Annotated in this window: 17 protein-coding genes; 6 read left to right on the forward strand and 11 right to left on the reverse strand. The window is 60.1% G+C overall.

Going from position 1 to position 15050, the window contains the following annotated elements:
- Positions 1 to 2: 2 nt before the first annotated feature.
- From tatC to ACR0KL_RS01825, 3 genes are read right to left on the reverse strand one after another with little or no spacing between them, the layout of a single operon-like run.
- Positions 3 to 878 (reverse strand): twin-arginine translocase subunit TatC, encoded by an 876-nt coding sequence (gene tatC / locus ACR0KL_RS01815; protein ID WP_170676196.1) that lies wholly within the window; start codon positions 876 to 878, stop codon positions 3 to 5.
- Positions 875 to 1333: a Sec-independent protein translocase protein TatB gene (gene tatB, locus ACR0KL_RS01820; RefSeq protein WP_170676197.1), complete on the reverse strand. Its 459-nt coding sequence runs from the start codon at positions 1331 to 1333 to the stop codon at positions 875 to 877. The genes tatC and tatB overlap by 4 nt, the downstream gene beginning before the upstream one ends.
- Positions 1334 to 1339: 6 nt before the next feature.
- Complete coding sequence (locus tag ACR0KL_RS01825) at positions 1340 to 1555, reverse strand: twin-arginine translocase TatA/TatE family subunit (protein ID WP_170373887.1); 216 nt, start codon at positions 1553 to 1555, stop codon at positions 1340 to 1342.
- A 218-nt stretch (positions 1556 to 1773) separates the two neighbouring features.
- On the opposite strand from ACR0KL_RS01825, the gene ACR0KL_RS01830 reads away from it, so the two are divergent.
- The gene (locus ACR0KL_RS01830) at positions 1774 to 2076 is read left to right on the forward strand and encodes a hypothetical protein (RefSeq protein WP_170466595.1); all 303 of its coding nucleotides are present in this window, start codon (positions 1774 to 1776) and stop codon (positions 2074 to 2076) included.
- Positions 2077 to 2097: 21 nt separating this feature from the next.
- Positions 2098 to 2769: a helix-turn-helix transcriptional regulator gene (locus tag ACR0KL_RS01835; RefSeq protein ID WP_170676198.1), complete on the forward strand. Its 672-nt coding sequence runs from the start codon at positions 2098 to 2100 to the stop codon at positions 2767 to 2769.
- A gap of 62 nt (positions 2770 to 2831) precedes the next feature.
- Here the strand turns inward: ACR0KL_RS01835 and ACR0KL_RS01840 are convergent, their stop codons facing one another.
- The 7 genes from ACR0KL_RS01840 to ACR0KL_RS01870 all read right to left on the reverse strand — a co-directional run bounded on the left by ACR0KL_RS01840 (position 2832) and on the right by ACR0KL_RS01870 (position 9123).
- On the reverse strand, positions 2832 to 4013 hold the full coding sequence (locus ACR0KL_RS01840; RefSeq protein ID WP_170676199.1) for a peptidoglycan DD-metalloendopeptidase family protein: 1182 nt from the start codon (positions 4011 to 4013) through the stop codon (positions 2832 to 2834).
- A gap of 64 nt (positions 4014 to 4077) precedes the next feature.
- Positions 4078 to 4728 (reverse strand): protein-L-isoaspartate(D-aspartate) O-methyltransferase, encoded by a 651-nt coding sequence (locus ACR0KL_RS01845; protein WP_170373891.1) that lies wholly within the window; start codon positions 4726 to 4728, stop codon positions 4078 to 4080.
- Positions 4725 to 5507 (reverse strand): 5'/3'-nucleotidase SurE, encoded by a 783-nt coding sequence (surE, locus tag ACR0KL_RS01850; protein WP_170676200.1) that lies wholly within the window; start codon positions 5505 to 5507, stop codon positions 4725 to 4727. Before surE ends, ACR0KL_RS01845 begins: the two co-directional genes overlap by 4 nt.
- Positions 5508 to 5618: 111 nt before the next feature.
- A complete protein-coding gene (locus tag ACR0KL_RS01855; protein ID WP_480776587.1) occupies positions 5619 to 6662 on the reverse strand; it encodes an ABC transporter ATP-binding protein in 1044 nt (347 codons plus the stop codon).
- Positions 6663 to 6788: 126 nt separating this feature from the next.
- Positions 6789 to 7904 (reverse strand): hypothetical protein, encoded by a 1116-nt coding sequence (locus ACR0KL_RS01860; RefSeq protein ID WP_480776588.1) that lies wholly within the window; start codon positions 7902 to 7904, stop codon positions 6789 to 6791.
- Positions 7905 to 7906: 2 nt separating this feature from the next.
- Positions 7907 to 8686 carry an SDR family oxidoreductase gene (locus ACR0KL_RS01865; protein WP_480776589.1) on the reverse strand — a complete coding sequence of 260 codons (780 nt, stop codon included), beginning with the start codon at positions 8684 to 8686 and terminating at the stop codon, positions 7907 to 7909.
- Between the two features lie 74 nt (positions 8687 to 8760).
- A complete protein-coding gene (locus ACR0KL_RS01870; protein WP_170373896.1) occupies positions 8761 to 9123 on the reverse strand; it encodes a SnoaL-like domain-containing protein in 363 nt (120 codons plus the stop codon).
- Between the two features lie 110 nt (positions 9124 to 9233).
- Between ACR0KL_RS01870 and ACR0KL_RS01875 the strand changes: the two genes are divergently transcribed.
- The 4 genes from ACR0KL_RS01875 (at position 9234) to ACR0KL_RS01890 (ending at position 14115) form a co-directional block, all read left to right on the forward strand.
- Complete coding sequence (locus ACR0KL_RS01875) at positions 9234 to 10841, forward strand: peptide chain release factor 3 (RefSeq protein WP_170466581.1); 1608 nt, start codon at positions 9234 to 9236, stop codon at positions 10839 to 10841.
- 49 nt (positions 10842 to 10890) lie between these two features.
- Entirely contained in the window at positions 10891 to 11646 is a 756-nt protein-coding gene (locus ACR0KL_RS01880; protein WP_170676204.1) for a hypothetical protein, read from the forward strand.
- Positions 11643 to 12572 (forward strand): glycosyltransferase family 2 protein, encoded by a 930-nt coding sequence (locus tag ACR0KL_RS01885; protein WP_480776590.1) that lies wholly within the window; start codon positions 11643 to 11645, stop codon positions 12570 to 12572. Before ACR0KL_RS01880 ends, ACR0KL_RS01885 begins: the two co-directional genes overlap by 4 nt.
- Before the next feature lie 184 nt (positions 12573 to 12756).
- The gene (locus tag ACR0KL_RS01890) at positions 12757 to 14115 is read left to right on the forward strand and encodes a DEAD/DEAH box helicase (RefSeq protein ID WP_170676205.1); all 1359 of its coding nucleotides are present in this window, start codon (positions 12757 to 12759) and stop codon (positions 14113 to 14115) included.
- 12 nt (positions 14116 to 14127) lie between these two features.
- On the opposite strand, the gene ACR0KL_RS01895 is transcribed toward ACR0KL_RS01890, so the two are convergent.
- Entirely contained in the window at positions 14128 to 15030 is a 903-nt protein-coding gene (locus ACR0KL_RS01895; RefSeq protein ID WP_170676206.1) for an EamA family transporter, read from the reverse strand.
- Positions 15031 to 15050: the final 20 nt, after the last annotated feature.

Below are 15050 nucleotides of genomic sequence, written 5' to 3' on the forward strand. Positions count from 1 at the left end.
GATTACTTCCCGTCTTCTTCCTGCATCAGGTCCTCATCCGCTCCGGCCTCGTCATCATAGTAGCCATCCGCGCGGAGTTGTTCTTCGCGTTTCTTTTCAACACGCGCCACAAGGAAGATCGACACCTCATAAAGGCCGTAGACCACTACGAACAGAATGATCTGTGTGATCACGTCGGGAGGCGTCACAAGCGCAGCAAGCACCAGAATGGCGACTACCGCGTATTTGCGGACACTCCCCAGCCCCTCAGCCGTGACCAGCCCCGCCTTGCCCATCAGCGTCAGCAACACGGGCAGTTGGAAACACAACCCGAAGGCCACGATGAACTTGATCGTCAGGTTCAGATATTCCTGAGCGGAGCCTTGGAACACCACGCTCAGTGGTGCGGCGGTGGCGCCATCCACGACGGCCTCACCTTCAGCGCCGAACTGCTGGAACCCGAGGAAAAAGTCATAGGCCAAAGGCGTTACGACATAGAAGGCGAAGCTTGCCCCCAACAGGAACATGAAGGGCGAGGCCAACATGAACGGCAAGAACGCGTTCTTCTCGGATCTATAAAGCCCCGGAGCAACAAAGCGCCACATCTGCATCCCGATATAGGGGAACGCCAGTATGAAGCCCCCCAGCAGCGACACCTTGATCGCAACAAAGAAGCCTTCCTGCGGCGAGATGAAGATCAGCCCGCAGTCCTGCCCACGCTCGTTCAACACCTCACACAAAGGATGCGTAAGAAAGTTGAAAAGAGGGGTCGCAACCGTGAAACAGATGATCATACCGATCAGAAACGCAACAACGCAGTGAATGAGTCGTGTGCGCAATTCGGCCAGATGCTCGATCAGCGGGGCCGAGCTGTCTTCGATTTCGTCGGTCTTGCTCATGTCTTGTTCTCAGTGTTCAGCGCGGCTTCGGCCTCTTCGGCCTTGGCCAGCGCGTCAGCGGCTTCTTTGGCCTTTCGCTCGGCAGCAGTGCGGGCGGTTGTGGCTTGAATCTTCTTGGCCTGTTCAGCCCGCTCAGCCGCCAGCTTGCCCGTTTCGCTTTCAGGATCGAACTTGGACGGATCGATGCTGCTGCTCAGATCCTGAGCGGCCTTTTTCACACCGTCCATCGCGCTGTTCACGGGATTCGTGGCCGCGTTCAGACCCTTCTTGATCTCGTTCACACCTGCCTGATCTGCAGCCTCGTTCATGGCGCTGGTGAATTCGCGCGCCATGCCGCGGGCCTTGCCGACAAACCGCCCGACATTGCGAAACAGCACGGGCAGGTCTTTCGGCCCCACCACAATCAGGGCAACGATGCCGATGACCAGAAGCTCGGTCCAGCCCAGATCAAACATCCGGGTTTAGACCTTGTCTTTCTCGGTTTCGGGCGTGACGTCCTTGGCCACTTCCGCTGCGTCCTGCTCCAACTCGTCCGCGCCTTCCTTGACGCCTTTCTTGAACGAGGTGATACCCTTGCCCACTTCACCCATCAGCGAGCTAATCTTGCCGCGGCCAAACAGCACCAGCACCACAACAGCGATCAGCAGCAGGCCGGGAAGTCCGATATTGTTGAGCATGTTTATTCTCCTTCTAAAAGGCGCACTGCGCCTGAACCCTTGTCTGACCCCGTGTTTACGCGGCAAGCCGCGTTCTCAAAAGGTGGCCGAGCCAATTCGGGCGGCAAATTTGATGTGATCTTGCGGATTCATGGCTCTCGCTTTTCTCAACTGACAGGTTTATGTCAGTTGTAACAGGCTAGGACAGCGGTATTGCAACCTGGTCAACGGAGAAACACATGACCCATGTCGCCGAAATCGTCACCTTCACCCTGGCCGAAGGCACCTCGCCCGAGGCCTTCGTCAAACTCAGCCAATCGACCGAAAGTTTCGTTCGCGCAGCGCCCGGCTTTGCCCATCGCCACCTCAGTCAAGGGGAAGATGGTCGCTGGACGGACTATGTCGTTTGGCAAGATATGAAGGCCGCTCAGACGGCGGCTGCAGAATTCCCGCAACAGGAGTTTGCACCGGCCCTGATGGCAGCCATCAATCCCGAAAGCCTGCAGATGCGGCATGAGGCAGTACTATGGAACATGACCTGACACAGGTCAGAACGGCGTATCATGCGCCGGACTGATCGCCTGTTCGACATCATCCAAATCCTGCGCGACGGTAAACTGCACCGCGCGCAGGACATCGCGAACCGGCTTGAGGTGTCGGTCCGCACGATCTATCGCGACATGGACACGTTGGTCGCCTCGGGTGTTCCCGTCGAAGGCGAACGTGGCGTGGGTTACATGGTGCGCGAGCAGATCACCCTGCCCCCGCTCAACCTGACCACGGCCGAGCTTGAGGCGCTGAACCTCGGGATGGCCATCGTCGCCGAAGCAGCTGACCCGGACCTGAAGGCCGCAGCCGAGTCTCTGGCAGAAAAGATCGACGCCGTCCTACCCACGCAGGTCGTGGCCGAGGCCGATACTTGGAAATTTGCGGTCTACCCCTTCGCCGATGCTGCGCGCGGATTGGCACATATGGCCCCGCTCCGCGCCGCCATCAAAACCCGCCAGAAACTGCACCTGTCCTACCGCCGCATCGACGGCGCCCTAACCGAACGCACCATCCGTCCCCTCCATATGGAGTATTGGGGCCGCGTCTGGACCCTCACCGCATGGTGCGAGCTGCGCAACGGCTTTCGCGTTTTCCGCATCGACCTGATCGAAACCGTGACTCCCCTGCCCGAGCTATTCACAGACGAGCCGGGAAAACGCCTAAGCGACTTCGATCCACACGGGTGATCCGCCCTTCATCTGGCCAAAATATCCCCGCCGGAGGCATGGCCCGGAACGGGCCATTCTGGTCACCTGAGATACGGCTCAGGATCAACCGACTCGAAGCCTTTGCGGACTTCGAAATGCACATAGGCGTTGTCGCCACCGCGCAATTCCGCCAGTTTCTGCCCCCGCCGCACGCGATCACCTTTCTTGACGGTGATATCCTCAACATTGGCATATACCGTCAGCAAGTCATTGTTATGCTTAACAACAATGATCGGCACCTGATCGGCATCTGCGGTAATCGCAGCTACGGTACCTGCCTCGGCTGCAGTGACCGACGTACCCGGTGCGGCTGCGATGTCGATGCCTTCGTTCTTACCCTTGTCATAGGTCCGGATAATGTTGCCCGCGACCGGCAAGGACAGCGCTGAGGAACTGGAACTGCGGGTTGGCGCTTCGGCAGTGACATCCGGCGCCTCGGGCGCCTCGGCCAGCGGCGCGACCTGTTCATCCGGGAGCGGCTGGGTCGCACTCGGCGGTGTCGGCGTCGGAGAACCCTGCCCCGGCTGCGTCACCTCGGTCGCAGCGACCGGAGCCGCTGCTGCCGCCTGACGCGGGGCGGCCTGGTTCTTCACCGGAATCAGCAAATACTGCCCCTCACGAATGGCGAAATCCGGGCCCAACCCGTTCCACTCTCCCAAAGCCTCAACCGGCACCTGATAGAGACGCGAAATGGTAAAGGCCGTCTCGCCCCGTTTCACCTTGTGGCGCACCGGCTCCGGTCCAGAGGCGACCGGCGCAGGCGTTGGCGCCGGTTCAACCGGCTTCAGCAGCGTCGTCTGCACCCCGCCCGTATCCGGGGCTTGATCAATCGCGTTTCCAGCGATCGAGGCAATATCCACACCGCTTGACGCGCCAACAGATCGCGGCAAGGCCAGAACCTCACCCTCGCGCAGCGCGTCGGTTGTCTGCAAGCCGTTGAACCGCGACAGCTCACCTTCGGGCAGGCCAACCCGGGCCGCCACATCGCGCACGGTATCGCCCCGGCGCGCTACGGCGACCTGATAGTTCGGGTAGGTGATCACCCCGCGCGCATCAGGCGCAGGGCGACTGGTGGTTGCGGATTGCGCAGCATCCGTGGTGGAAAACCCACCGAGCTGTCCGCGCAGATCGTAGTCCAACGGCCCCTCGCACCCGGCCAGAATGGCCAGAGCCGCAACTCCTGTCGCACAACGGCGCATCGTTGATTTGGTAACTGCTCTCATGACTTTTGTCCTCAACACCTGCCCCTGTTATCCGGGGTTCCGGCGATCCATTCCAAAAAACCTGTTACGTCTCGTCCTTGCCAAGCCCTTCAAGCAACGGCACGAACCGAACCGACGTCAATTCATCATAGTCCAAACCGGTCTCGGTGCGCGTCACCTTAATCAACTGCTGCACCGCATCCGACTGCCCGACGGGTAGCACCATGATACCCCCGATTTTCAGCTGCGCCAAGAGCGGGCCTGGCGGGTCCTCGGCCGCGGCGGTCACGATGATTCGATCAAAGGGTGCCTGTTCCGGCAAACCGAACGAGCCATCCGACAGCATCGACGTGACATTGGTCAGCCCCAGTTCGGCAAACAGCTTGCCGGTCTCGCTAACAAGCCGCCTGTGCCGTTCAACCGTGTAAACGCGACGCGCCAGTTTCGCGAGGATCGCCGCCTGATATCCCGACCCGGTCCCGATCTCGAGCACAGTGTCACGCGGACGCACATCCAGTGCCTGTGTCATCAACCCCACCACCGACGGCTGGCTGATCGTCTGACCGCAGGCGATAGGCAGCGGCATATCCTCATAGGCGCGGTCGGCGAACAGGCCGGTGACGAAGCGCCCCCGGTCGACCGCCTCCATCGCGGCCAGAACACGCGCATCGGTCACGCCTCGCTTACGCAGGGCGAACAGGAACTGCATGACGGTTTCTGGGTCCAGTCCACTCATTCGATCGACTTCAATGCCTCTAGCGTGTCATGCGCGGTCAGATCCGCGCGCATCGGCGTGACCGAGATATAGCCTTCCAGATTGACCGCCGCGTCCGTGCCGGGCGCGGTCGGGTTGTGCTGGTATCCGCCCTTGATCCACAGAAACCGCCGCCCCGAGGGCGAGCTGTGTGGCTCGACCGAAAAATGCGTATCGCGGCGGAACCCTTGCGGGGCAACGCGCGTGCCCAGAACCTCATCGGCGGGAACGGGCGGGAAATTCACATTGTAGAACAGGCGGTAGTCGCCCTGTTCCGTGGGCGTCGCGTCCAAAATACGGCGCACCAGATCGGCGCCAAAGCGACTGGCGGCCTCGAACGGATCCTCGAGCCCCAGATTGCGTGGGCCGAAATACTGCGACAAGGCAATGGCCGGCACACCCTGCAAAGCGGCCTCCATAGCGCCGCCAATAGTGCCGGAGTAGAGTGTATTTTCCGCCGAGTTGTTGCCCCGGTTCACGCCAGACAACACCAGATCGGGCGGGCAATCCTTCATCACGTCATGCAGACCCGCCAAAACACAATCCGCCGGAGAGCCTTCGGCAGCAAATCGCCGCTCATCCAGTTTGGCGACCATCATGGGATGGGTGTAGCTTATGCAGTGGCCGACACCGGATTGCTCGAATGCTGGGGCCACGACCCAGACCTCACCGCCAGGTCCGGACAGATCCTTTGCAATCGCCTGAAGCGTGATCAGCCCCGGCGCATTGATGCCGTCATCATTGGTAATCAGAATACGCATGACCGTCCCACCCCCGCGTTTCGCCCTTGATAGACCCGACCCCGCGTTGCGGCAAGCAATGCAGGCCCGCAATCTGCGGCTTTCGCGCACCACTTGCGGGTAAATTGCGTTCTATCTAGGGAAAACGAAACAGCGGTCGCGTCGGATGGTCAGCCACATCGCCCGCCCAGGCGCGGGGACAAACACGTTCGGAACCGTCGCCTTCAGGATCGAGCCGTCATAGTCCATCCGAAACTCGACCAGACTTTCATTGCCCAGGAACCGGGCGCGTTCAACAACGCCCCGCGCGGCGACGCCGTCTGTGGCCGTGGGCAAAGGCCCTTTGCCGTTTCGGTCGAAATCCAGCCGGAGGTGTTGGGGGCGGAAAACAATCTCGACATCGGTGCCGTCCGGAAAGCCCGGTGCCAGGAATTGTCCGAACGGGGTCTCGGCCAAGGCACCATTCACTTGCGCCTGCAACACGTTGACATCACTGAAAAAGGCCACGGCCGCCTTGTCCGCTGGCCGCGTGTAGACGTTGTAGGGCGCGCCTTGTTGCACGATCTTGCCGCCCCGCATCAGGGCGATCTCATCGGCCATGCGCATGGCCTCTTCCGGCTCGTGGGTGACCAGCAGAACGGCGGCGTCTTCCTCTTTCAGGATCGCGAGCGTTTCGTCCCGGATACCGTCGCGCAGGCGGTTGTCGAGGCCCGAGAACGGCTCGTCCATCAGCATGATCCGGGGGCGCGGTGCCAGAGCGCGCGCCAAAGCCACCCTCTGCTGTTCTCCACCGGACAGTTGATGCGGGAACCCGTCGATGAACCGCATCAGATCGACTTTGGTTAGCAGTTCCTCGACCCGCGCACGTTTCAGGTCCTTGCTGCCTTTCAGGCCAAAACTCACGTTGTCGGCCACGCTGAGATGCGGGAACAGGGCAAAGTCCTGAAACATCAACCCAATCTCGCGGCGTTCAGGTGGGACACGGAACACCGTGTCACAGATCAGCTTGCCATCGACATAGATCTCGCCCGAGTCCTGCATCTCGACCCCGGCGATCATCCGCAAGGTTGTGGATTTGCCGCAACCGGACGGCCCAAGCAGGCAGGTCACCCGCCCCGCCTCGACCGTCAGCGAGACGTCATCCACCACAACCCGACCTTCGAACCTGCGGATCATATTGCGAATTTCCAAACGAGGAAGAGGTGTGTTGCCTGTCACAGATGGGTCCTGTTGCCTTTCCCGATCAATTCCATCGGGCTTGAGCGGGGATAGCAACCCCGCCCGTCCGGCGCAAGGGATCAGCTATTCCGCAAGCAGCTCGAAATCGACACCGGCGCGGATTTTTCCGTTCACCTGAACCTCAAGCCGATGCGCGCCCGGCACCAGTTTGAACGTGGTCGCATTGCCTTTGAGCTTGTAGCGTTTGTCCAAACGCAATGCGCCGTTCCTCAGCGCGGCCTGTTTCAGCTTGTGAACCTTAGCTGAGGTTTTCCCGTTAGGGCGTTGAAAGTGAATGATATAATCTACAAGGACCGGTTGATCAGCAGACCCTTTCAAATCGACCGAGAACGCCAACGCGCCATTGATCCGGGCCTCGCCCTCAACAGAAATGATTGCAGTGACATCCGCGTCCGGGTCATAACCCAGCATCTTCATCGCCCCCGGATGCCCGGCCTTAACAAGCCCACGCAGGGTATGAGAGACCATCCACTCCAGCTCTTTCTCTTCTTGCTCACCCGCCTCGCGCCAGCGCTGCAGGCATTCCAGAACCAGATCGGGGTCCTTTTTGGTGATATCGTTCAGATGGTTCGCAACCGAGCGCGTCACATAACGTGTTTTGTCCCGATGCAGACCATCCAGCAAAGGCAAGGGGTCGGTCAGCGCGAGCCCCACCGCCTGCCCCCATGGCAAGCGGGGCCGCGTGCCCTCGCTGACCAGACGGCGCACATGATAGCTGTCGTGTTGGCTCCAACGCTGCATCCGAGCCAAGACCAGATCGGGATGGCTGTTCAGGAATGGACGGATCGCCCATTCCATCGAAAAGCGTTGAGTCAGCTCCTCCAGAACATCCAACGCCAGCTCTGGATGCTCGGCCCCAACTGCGACAACCCAATCCCCAAGTGGCGCAAAGATGAAATCGCCAAAATCGTCATCTGTCTTGCTGGGATCCAATGGCGGCGGCAAGGCGCGCAGGATCAACGGCGCGACCGCTGGCAAATTGCCCGGATAGGACTGCTGCAGGCAATCGGCGATCCAGGTCATTCTCTCTTTCAGCTCCAGATCCAACAGGCGCGACATAACCTGCGCTTCGAACGCATCGGCGTCGAAGTCCGGGTCCGCCGTCTGGAATAAACCCGCTAGGTAGCGGGTCTTTTCCATGTTGAACAATTGGTCCTTCAGAGAGAAATTCTGTGCCATTCCTACATCGTCAAATTGGTTGCGCCGCCATCCAGCAGTATGTTCTGCCCAACGATAAAGCCCGCATGTTGAGAACACAGGAAAGCGCAGGCCGCGCCGAACTCTTGACGCGTGCCGTAGCGACGCGCCGGGATCGTCGCGGACCGGGCCGCGCGGGCCTCATCCAGCGAAATGCCCTGTTGATTGGACACACCGGTATCCAGCGACAAGGCGCGGTCGGTGTCATGAATCCCCGGAAGCAGGTTGTTGATCGTCACACCTTGCGGGGCGACCTGACGCGCCGTTCCGGCCACATAGCCGGTCAGCCCGGTGCGCGCCGCATTCGACAACCCCAGAGCCGGGATCGGCGCGCGCACGGATTGCGAGGTGATATTCACCACCCGCCCCCAGCCTTTTTCCATCATCCCTGGCAGCAGCGCTTTCATGAAAGCGATCGGCGTCAGCATGTTGGAATCCAGTGCCTTGATGAAATCCTCACGATCCCAGTCCGACCACAAACCCGGAGGCGGCCCGCCCGCATTTGTAACCAGAATATCAACACTTTGCGCGGCCTCGATCACTTGCGCCTGACCTTCGGTTGAGGTCACATCGCAGGGCACCGTCTCAACCGCGACGCCATGGTCCGCACGCAACCGCGCCGCCTCCGATTCAAGCGCCTCAGCACCACGCGCATTCATCACCAGATCAACGCCCGCTTCGGCCAACGCCTCGGCACAGCCCAGCCCAAGCCCTTTGCTGCTGGCACAAACCAACGCACGCTTGCCGCGAATTCCAAGATCCATTCTGATCCCCTCTGTCTGTTGTTGCCCGCATGTCTAGCACCAGCCAGACAGAGAAGACCAGAATTCAACAGGCCTTAGTAGAAGAACTCTTCCCTCACAATTTTGCCATCGGCCACGTGGTAGACACCCACTTCGCTCATATCGAAATTCTCACCGCTTTCTATGAACTTGCCCTTGATCTCGAAAATTACGGCAAAGCGGTCGTCGCCATGCAACATCGGATCGCTGACCGAGACATGGCTGACCTCTGTCGCGCTGTCCCACCATTCATGTTTGCCGCGAATGGCATCCAGACCCTGGACCTCACGCCCCATGCCAACGTCATCTACCGCCTCGGCCGAGACAGCATCCGCGGCATAGAGTTTACCCAGATTTTCGGCGGTCCGGTTTTCGCGGCAACCGGCCACAAGCTCGTTCGCAATCTCTTTCAATTCCATTGGTTCACTCCCATAATTTGTTCACTATATGTTCTCTTTGCCACAGCTTGCCGATTCGAACCAGTCCGTTTGTCTTGCTTCGGCGGGTTTCCCCGCCTATACGCGCGCTCATGCTTGATACCGCCTCGAACCAACCCGTATTGCCGCCCGAGATCGCTCGTCGTCGGACATTCGCCATCATCTCGCACCCGGATGCGGGGAAAACGACGCTGACCGAAAAGTTCCTGCTGTATGGGGGCGCGATTCAGATGGCCGGTCAGGTGCGCGCCAAGGGTGAGGCGCGGCGCACGCGGTCGGACTTCATGCAGATGGAGAAGGATCGGGGTATCTCGGTATCCGCCTCGGCGATGTCGTTCGACTATGGGGATTTCCGGTTCAACCTTGTCGACACGCCCGGCCACAGCGATTTCTCGGAAGATACTTATCGCACGCTGACTGCGGTGGATGCGGCTGTGATGGTGATCGACGGTGCCAAGGGTGTGGAGAGCCAGACACAGAAGCTGTTCGAGGTCTGCCGCCTGCGCGATCTGCCGATCCTGACCTTCTGTAACAAGATGGACCGCGAAAGCCGCGATACGTTCGAGATCATCGACGAAATTCAGGAGATGCTGGCGATCGACGTCACGCCTGCCGCATGGCCGATTGGCGTGGGCCGCGACTTCATCGGCTGCTACGACATGCTGCGCGACCGGCTTGAGCTCATGGACCGCGCCGACCGCAACAAAGTGGCCGAAAGCATCCAGATCGACGGTTTGGACGATCCCAAACTGGCCGAACACGTGCCCGAACACCTGCTGGAGAAGCTGCTGGAAGAGGTCGAAATGGCGCGCGAGCTTCTGCCCGCGCTCGACCCTCAGGCCGTGTTAGAGGGGCACATGACCCCGATCTGGTTCGGCTCGGCGATCAACTCGTTCGGCGTGAAAGAGCTGATGGAGGGTATAGGCGCCTATGGTCCTCAGCCGCAGATCCAATCGGCAGAGCCCCGTCAGATCTCTCCGGATGAAAAGAAGGTCGCCGGGTTTGTCTTCAAGGTGCAGGCCAATATGGACCCCAAGCACCGTGACCGGGTGGCGTTTGTACGGATGGCCTCGGGCCATTTCAAACGTGGCATGAAGCTCACCCACGTGCGTTCCAAGAAACCCATGGCGATCTCGAACCCGGTGCTGTTTCTAGCCTCGGACCGGGAACTGGCAGAGGAAGCCTGGGCCGGGGACATCATCGGCATCCCGAACCACGGTCAGCTGCGCATTGGCGATACGCTTACTGAGGGCGAAGCGATCCGCGTGACCGGCATCCCGTCCTTTGCACCGGAATTGCTGCAGACGGTCCGTCCGGGCGATCCGATGAAGGCCAAGCATTTGGAAAAGGCGCTCATGCAGTTTGCCGAAGAAGGCGCGGCCAAGGTGTTCAAACCCTCGATCGGCTCGGGCTTTATCGTGGGCGTCGTGGGAGCGCTGCAATTCGAAGTGCTCGCCAGCCGGATTGAGATGGAATACGGCCTGCCGGTGCGATTTGAGGCGTCACAGTTCACCTCGGCCCGTTGGGTCAGCGGCGAGAAACCCGAGGTTGAGAAATTCGTCAACGCCAACAAACAGCACATCGCTCACGACCACGATGGCGACATCGTTTATCTGACCCGCCTGCAATGGGATATCGACCGGGTCGTGCGGGACTATCCGGCGCTGAACCTGACGGCCACCAAAGAGATGATGGTGTGATCCAACTGCCTGATTGCACAGCCAATCCAGGCTGTGCAATTCTGCCCGCATGAGCGATGACGACCTGACCTTTCCCGGCGGCCTGCCCGATATGCTGGAGATCCTGGAAAACAGGCGCGCGCCTTTTGTGTTCGGCACCCGCCCCCTACCCGATCTGGACGTCGATCTGGATGCACTGGCGCAGCAGATCGTGCCGGAACGCGCGACCCTCGCCCCCGAAGGCGACGATGCCACCGCGTGGGACCAGAAGCGTGCCAAGATCGCCACCGAGTTCGTGGGCAATTCGGAACTGGCGTTTCTGAACGCCCAGTTGATCGCCAATCTGCGCAAACGCTCCTACCCGCGTCACACGCCCGCTTTGTTCCGGCGGCTTTGGGCTGAGCAATCCCGGCATCTGCTTGAAGCGCTCGATCTGCGCTGGCTCGTCTCGTCGGTGCAGACCTTTGCCGATCACGGCGACACCCCGACCCAGCGCGAGGTTGGTCAGGCGCTGCGGATGCTGTTCGGGCTGATGAAGCTCTATGAGTTCGAACGGTTGTTCTCCAAACGCGGCCCCGAGGAAACCCATTGGTTTCGCGGCAAAAGCACCGCTCCGCTGCCGTTGCAGATGCAGTCTTTCTCACTGGAGCGCGGCGGGCTGGCCGTATCGCTCATCGCGCCGATCTGGACCAAGGCGCTGACCGATCCGACCATCGCGCCGCTGGCGGATCACCTGATGACCGAACTGAACAAAGACCCCGGAACTGTCTTTCGTCGCCTGAAAAAGATGCGCGAACGCCGTCTCGCCCGGATACAGCGACGATGACCACATGGGGTGTTGTCTCCATGGTGCGAGGGCCCGCGCAGGATATCCTGCGGTTCGCGGCCCATCACTTCGATCTGGGGGCCGACCGGCTATACCTCTATCTGGATGAGCCCAACCCCGAGGCGCAGCACCTGTTGGAGCAGCATCCAAAGGTGCAGGTGACCCTCTGCGATGATGCTTTCTGGCGTGGCCGGAATCGGACGCGCCCGGGCAAGCATCAGGTGCGCCAATCCACTCATGCCAGCTATACCTATCGCAAAACCGATCTGGATTGGCTGGCCCATATTGATGTGGATGAGTTCCTGTGGACAGACACGCCCATCCCGGAGCTACTGGATACCGTGCCCGCAGACATCCCCGCCGTTAGGGTCCGCCCGATCGAGGCCATTGCCGGGGCCGAGGGCCTGTACAAAGCGCATATCCCCAAAAGCCCGGACCGCGAGGCTTTGGTGCAGGCGCTCTATCCCACCTATGGCGCTCATGTTCTTGGGGGTTTCCTCAGCCACGTGCAGGGTAAACTGATCGTGCGCACGGGTCTGAAAAAGCTTAGTTTTCGCATCCACAACCTGTTTCAGGACAAGACCCTCCTGCCCTGCAAATTCGAACTGCCGGGGCTGGAGTTGTGCCACCATCACGCCCCGAGTTGGGAGCATTGGTTCAAACATTACCGTTTCCGGATGGAGCGTGGCTCATACAAACCCGGCATGTCCCCAAACCTGCCCCGCGATCAAGGCGGTGTGAACAAGAACGAGCTGTTCAGTCATATCGAATCCGCCCATGGTCTTGATGGGCTACGTGCGTTTTACGATGAACTCAGCGCTACCGACCCGGACGTCCGTGCCCGGCTTGAAGCGCATGACCAGATCCGACACCGCCCGTTGCAACTGGATGAAAAAGTGGCGAAACACTTTCCCAGAAGCTGCTGAATTGTTGCAAAAAATGCCAATTCCAGCCGGTTGACCCCGTCGGGATTTCAGTTCATTTGACCCCGCCCCACGTTTTTGTTATGTCCCGCCTCAAGCCGAAACGCGCATGGTGCGCATGGTCAGATTGACCCGGCATGACGCAGACGCGCGGGCCAGGTAAAGTGTCCGCAATAATCGGACATATATGACAAAGTTTACCGAACTGAACCTGAACCCGAAGGTCCTCAAAGCCATTGAGGAAGCCGGATACGAAACCCCCACTCCGATTCAAGAAGGTGCGATTCCACCCGCGCTGGAAGGGCGAGACGTATTGGGCATCGCCCAGACCGGCACCGGGAAAACCGCTAGCTTCACGCTACCGATGATCACCCTGCTGGCCCGTGGCCGCGCCCGTGCGCGGATGCCGCGTTCGCTGGTGCTATGCCCGACACGGGAATTGGCCGCGCAGGTCGCCGAGAATTTCGACACCTATTCCAAACACCTGAAACTGACCAAAGCGCTGCTGATCGGCGGTGTCAGCTTCAAAGAGCAAGAGGCCCTGATCGACCGCGGCGTAGACGTTCTGATCGCCACTCCGGGCCGTTTGCTGGACCATTTCGAACGCGGCAAGCTGCTGCTGACCGGCGTGCAGATCATGGTCGTGGATGAGGCCGACCGGATGCTGGATATGGGCTTCATCCCCGATATCGAACGCATCTTCTCGCTAACTCCCTTCACGCGTCAGACGCTGTTCTTCTCGGCCACCATGGCCTCGGAGATTGAGCGTATCACCGACACCTTCTTGTCCGCGCCCGCCCGGATTGAGGTCGCCCGTCAGGCCACCGCGTCCGAGACGATTGAACAAGGCGTGGTGATGTTTAAAGGCGGTCGCCGGGATCGTGAAGCCAGCGGCAAACGCAAGGTTCTGCGCGCGTTGATCGACGCCGAAGGTGACAAATGCACCAACGCGATCATCTTCTGCAACCGCAAGACGGATGTTGATATCTGTGCGAAATCGCTGAAGAAATACGGCTATAACGCCGCCGCGATCCATGGCGATCTGGACCAGTCGCAGCGGATGAAAACGCTAGACGGGTTCCGCGATGGCTCACTGCGCCTGCTGGTTGCCTCAGATGTGGCGGCGCGCGGTCTTGATATCCCGTCAGTTAGCCATGTGTTCAACTTCGACGTGCCCGGCCATGCCGAGGACTATGTTCATCGCATTGGACGCACGGGCCGTGCTGGACGTGAAGGCAAGGCCGTGACAATCTGTTCGGGTCGTGACGAAAAGGCACTGGATGCGATTGAAAAGCTGATCCAGAAGGAAATTCCGCGCCTCGACAACCCGGTCAAGGAAGAACCCAAGCCCGAGAAACCGAAAGCCGAGAAGCCCGCCAAAGCGGCGGAAGGCAAGCGCAGCGAAGGCAAGAAAGAACGCGAGCCCCGCGAACCCAAGGGTCGCGGTCGTGGCCGCAAGGACGATCATGGCCCGGCGGTTGTCGGCATGGGCGATCACCTGCCCAGCTTCATCGCCCTCAGCTTTGATGAACGCCGCGCGGGCTAACCACCCAGACGCTTAGATTGACAGTACCAGCGCCAGTATCGACGCGCCCAGCAACAGCATCCCGGCGATCTCGCGCCGGGTGATGATCTCACGGAAGAAGAGGGTCGAGGCAAGCAGGCTGAGCAATAGCTCGACCTGTCCCAATGCTTTGACATAGGCCGCATTCTGCAGGGTGAAAGCGAAGAACCAGCAGAACGATCCGCACAGGCTGGTCAGGCCAACGAACACGCCGGTTCGGCGAGTGTTCCAGACCGCGCGCAACTCGGCCCGGTCGCGCCACAGCAGCCAAATCCCCATGCTGACGAATTGGAACGTGACTACTGCGGCCAGCGTGACCAACGCGCGAAACCACGCGTCGATATCGCCTAGCTCAAGCGAGGCTCCGCGATAGCTGACCGAGGAGAAGGCGAATAACACCCCCGAGCCCAACCCAAGTCGCGAGGCGCGATTGGTCAGATGTTGCCACCACGCCCCGTCCCCTCCGGGTGTTTTGGACAAAAGCAGCACCGCCAGCAGCCCCACGACGATCGCACCCAACGCCCCGGTCGAGACCTGATCGCCCAGCACCACAAATCCAACGATCGCGGTTTGGATGACTTCGGTTTTCTTGAACGTGATTCCGACGGCAAAGTTGCGCTGCTTGAACAGCGCGACGACACAAATCGTCGCCAAAATCTGGGAGGTGCCGCCAATCACTGCAAACACCCAGAACCGCGCGGACAAATCTGGCAGGCTCAAGCCGGTGACCTGAATCGCGATGACCAACCCCAGCAAGGCCAACGGCAAGGAATAGGCGAAGCGCGCAAAGGTCGCCCCCGCCGCAGACAGTTTCACGCTGCTCAGCGATTTTTGCAGCATAAACCGGACCGTCTGAAAACCGGCGGCGGCGATGGTGATTGGAATCCATAAACTCATGAACTCCCTTCTGTCTTTAA

This window comes from Ruegeria sp. C8, from assembly GCF_056537565.1.

Coding starts and splice junctions, on each gene's coding strand:
- tatC (WP_170676196.1), bottom strand. CDS start 878: ATGAGCAAGACCGACGAAATCGAAGACAGCTCGGCCCCGCTGATCGAG.
- tatB (WP_170676197.1), bottom strand. CDS start 1,333: ATGTTTGATCTGGGCTGGACCGAGCTTCTGGTCATCGGCATCGTTGCC.
- ACR0KL_RS01825 (WP_170373887.1), bottom strand. CDS start 1,555: ATGCTCAACAATATCGGACTTCCCGGCCTGCTGCTGATCGCTGTTGTG.
- ACR0KL_RS01830 (WP_170466595.1), top strand. CDS start 1,774: ATGACCCATGTCGCCGAAATCGTCACCTTCACCCTGGCCGAAGGCACC.
- ACR0KL_RS01835 (WP_170676198.1), top strand. CDS start 2,098: ATGCGCCGGACTGATCGCCTGTTCGACATCATCCAAATCCTGCGCGAC.
- ACR0KL_RS01840 (WP_170676199.1), bottom strand. CDS start 4,013: ATGAGAGCAGTTACCAAATCAACGATGCGCCGTTGTGCGACAGGAGTT.
- ACR0KL_RS01845 (WP_170373891.1), bottom strand. CDS start 4,728: ATGAGTGGACTGGACCCAGAAACCGTCATGCAGTTCCTGTTCGCCCTG.
- surE (WP_170676200.1), bottom strand. CDS start 5,507: ATGCGTATTCTGATTACCAATGATGACGGCATCAATGCGCCGGGGCTG.
- ACR0KL_RS01855 (WP_480776587.1), bottom strand. CDS start 6,662: ATGATCCGCAGGTTCGAAGGTCGGGTTGTGGTGGATGACGTCTCGCTG.
- ACR0KL_RS01860 (WP_480776588.1), bottom strand. CDS start 7,904: ATGGCACAGAATTTCTCTCTGAAGGACCAATTGTTCAACATGGAAAAG.
- ACR0KL_RS01865 (WP_480776589.1), bottom strand. CDS start 8,686: ATGGATCTTGGAATTCGCGGCAAGCGTGCGTTGGTTTGTGCCAGCAGC.
- ACR0KL_RS01870 (WP_170373896.1), bottom strand. CDS start 9,123: ATGGAATTGAAAGAGATTGCGAACGAGCTTGTGGCCGGTTGCCGCGAA.
- ACR0KL_RS01875 (WP_170466581.1), top strand. CDS start 9,234: ATGCTTGATACCGCCTCGAACCAACCCGTATTGCCGCCCGAGATCGCT.
- ACR0KL_RS01880 (WP_170676204.1), top strand. CDS start 10,891: ATGAGCGATGACGACCTGACCTTTCCCGGCGGCCTGCCCGATATGCTG.
- ACR0KL_RS01885 (WP_480776590.1), top strand. CDS start 11,643: ATGACCACATGGGGTGTTGTCTCCATGGTGCGAGGGCCCGCGCAGGAT.
- ACR0KL_RS01890 (WP_170676205.1), top strand. CDS start 12,757: ATGACAAAGTTTACCGAACTGAACCTGAACCCGAAGGTCCTCAAAGCC.
- ACR0KL_RS01895 (WP_170676206.1), bottom strand. CDS start 15,030: ATGAGTTTATGGATTCCAATCACCATCGCCGCCGCCGGTTTTCAGACG.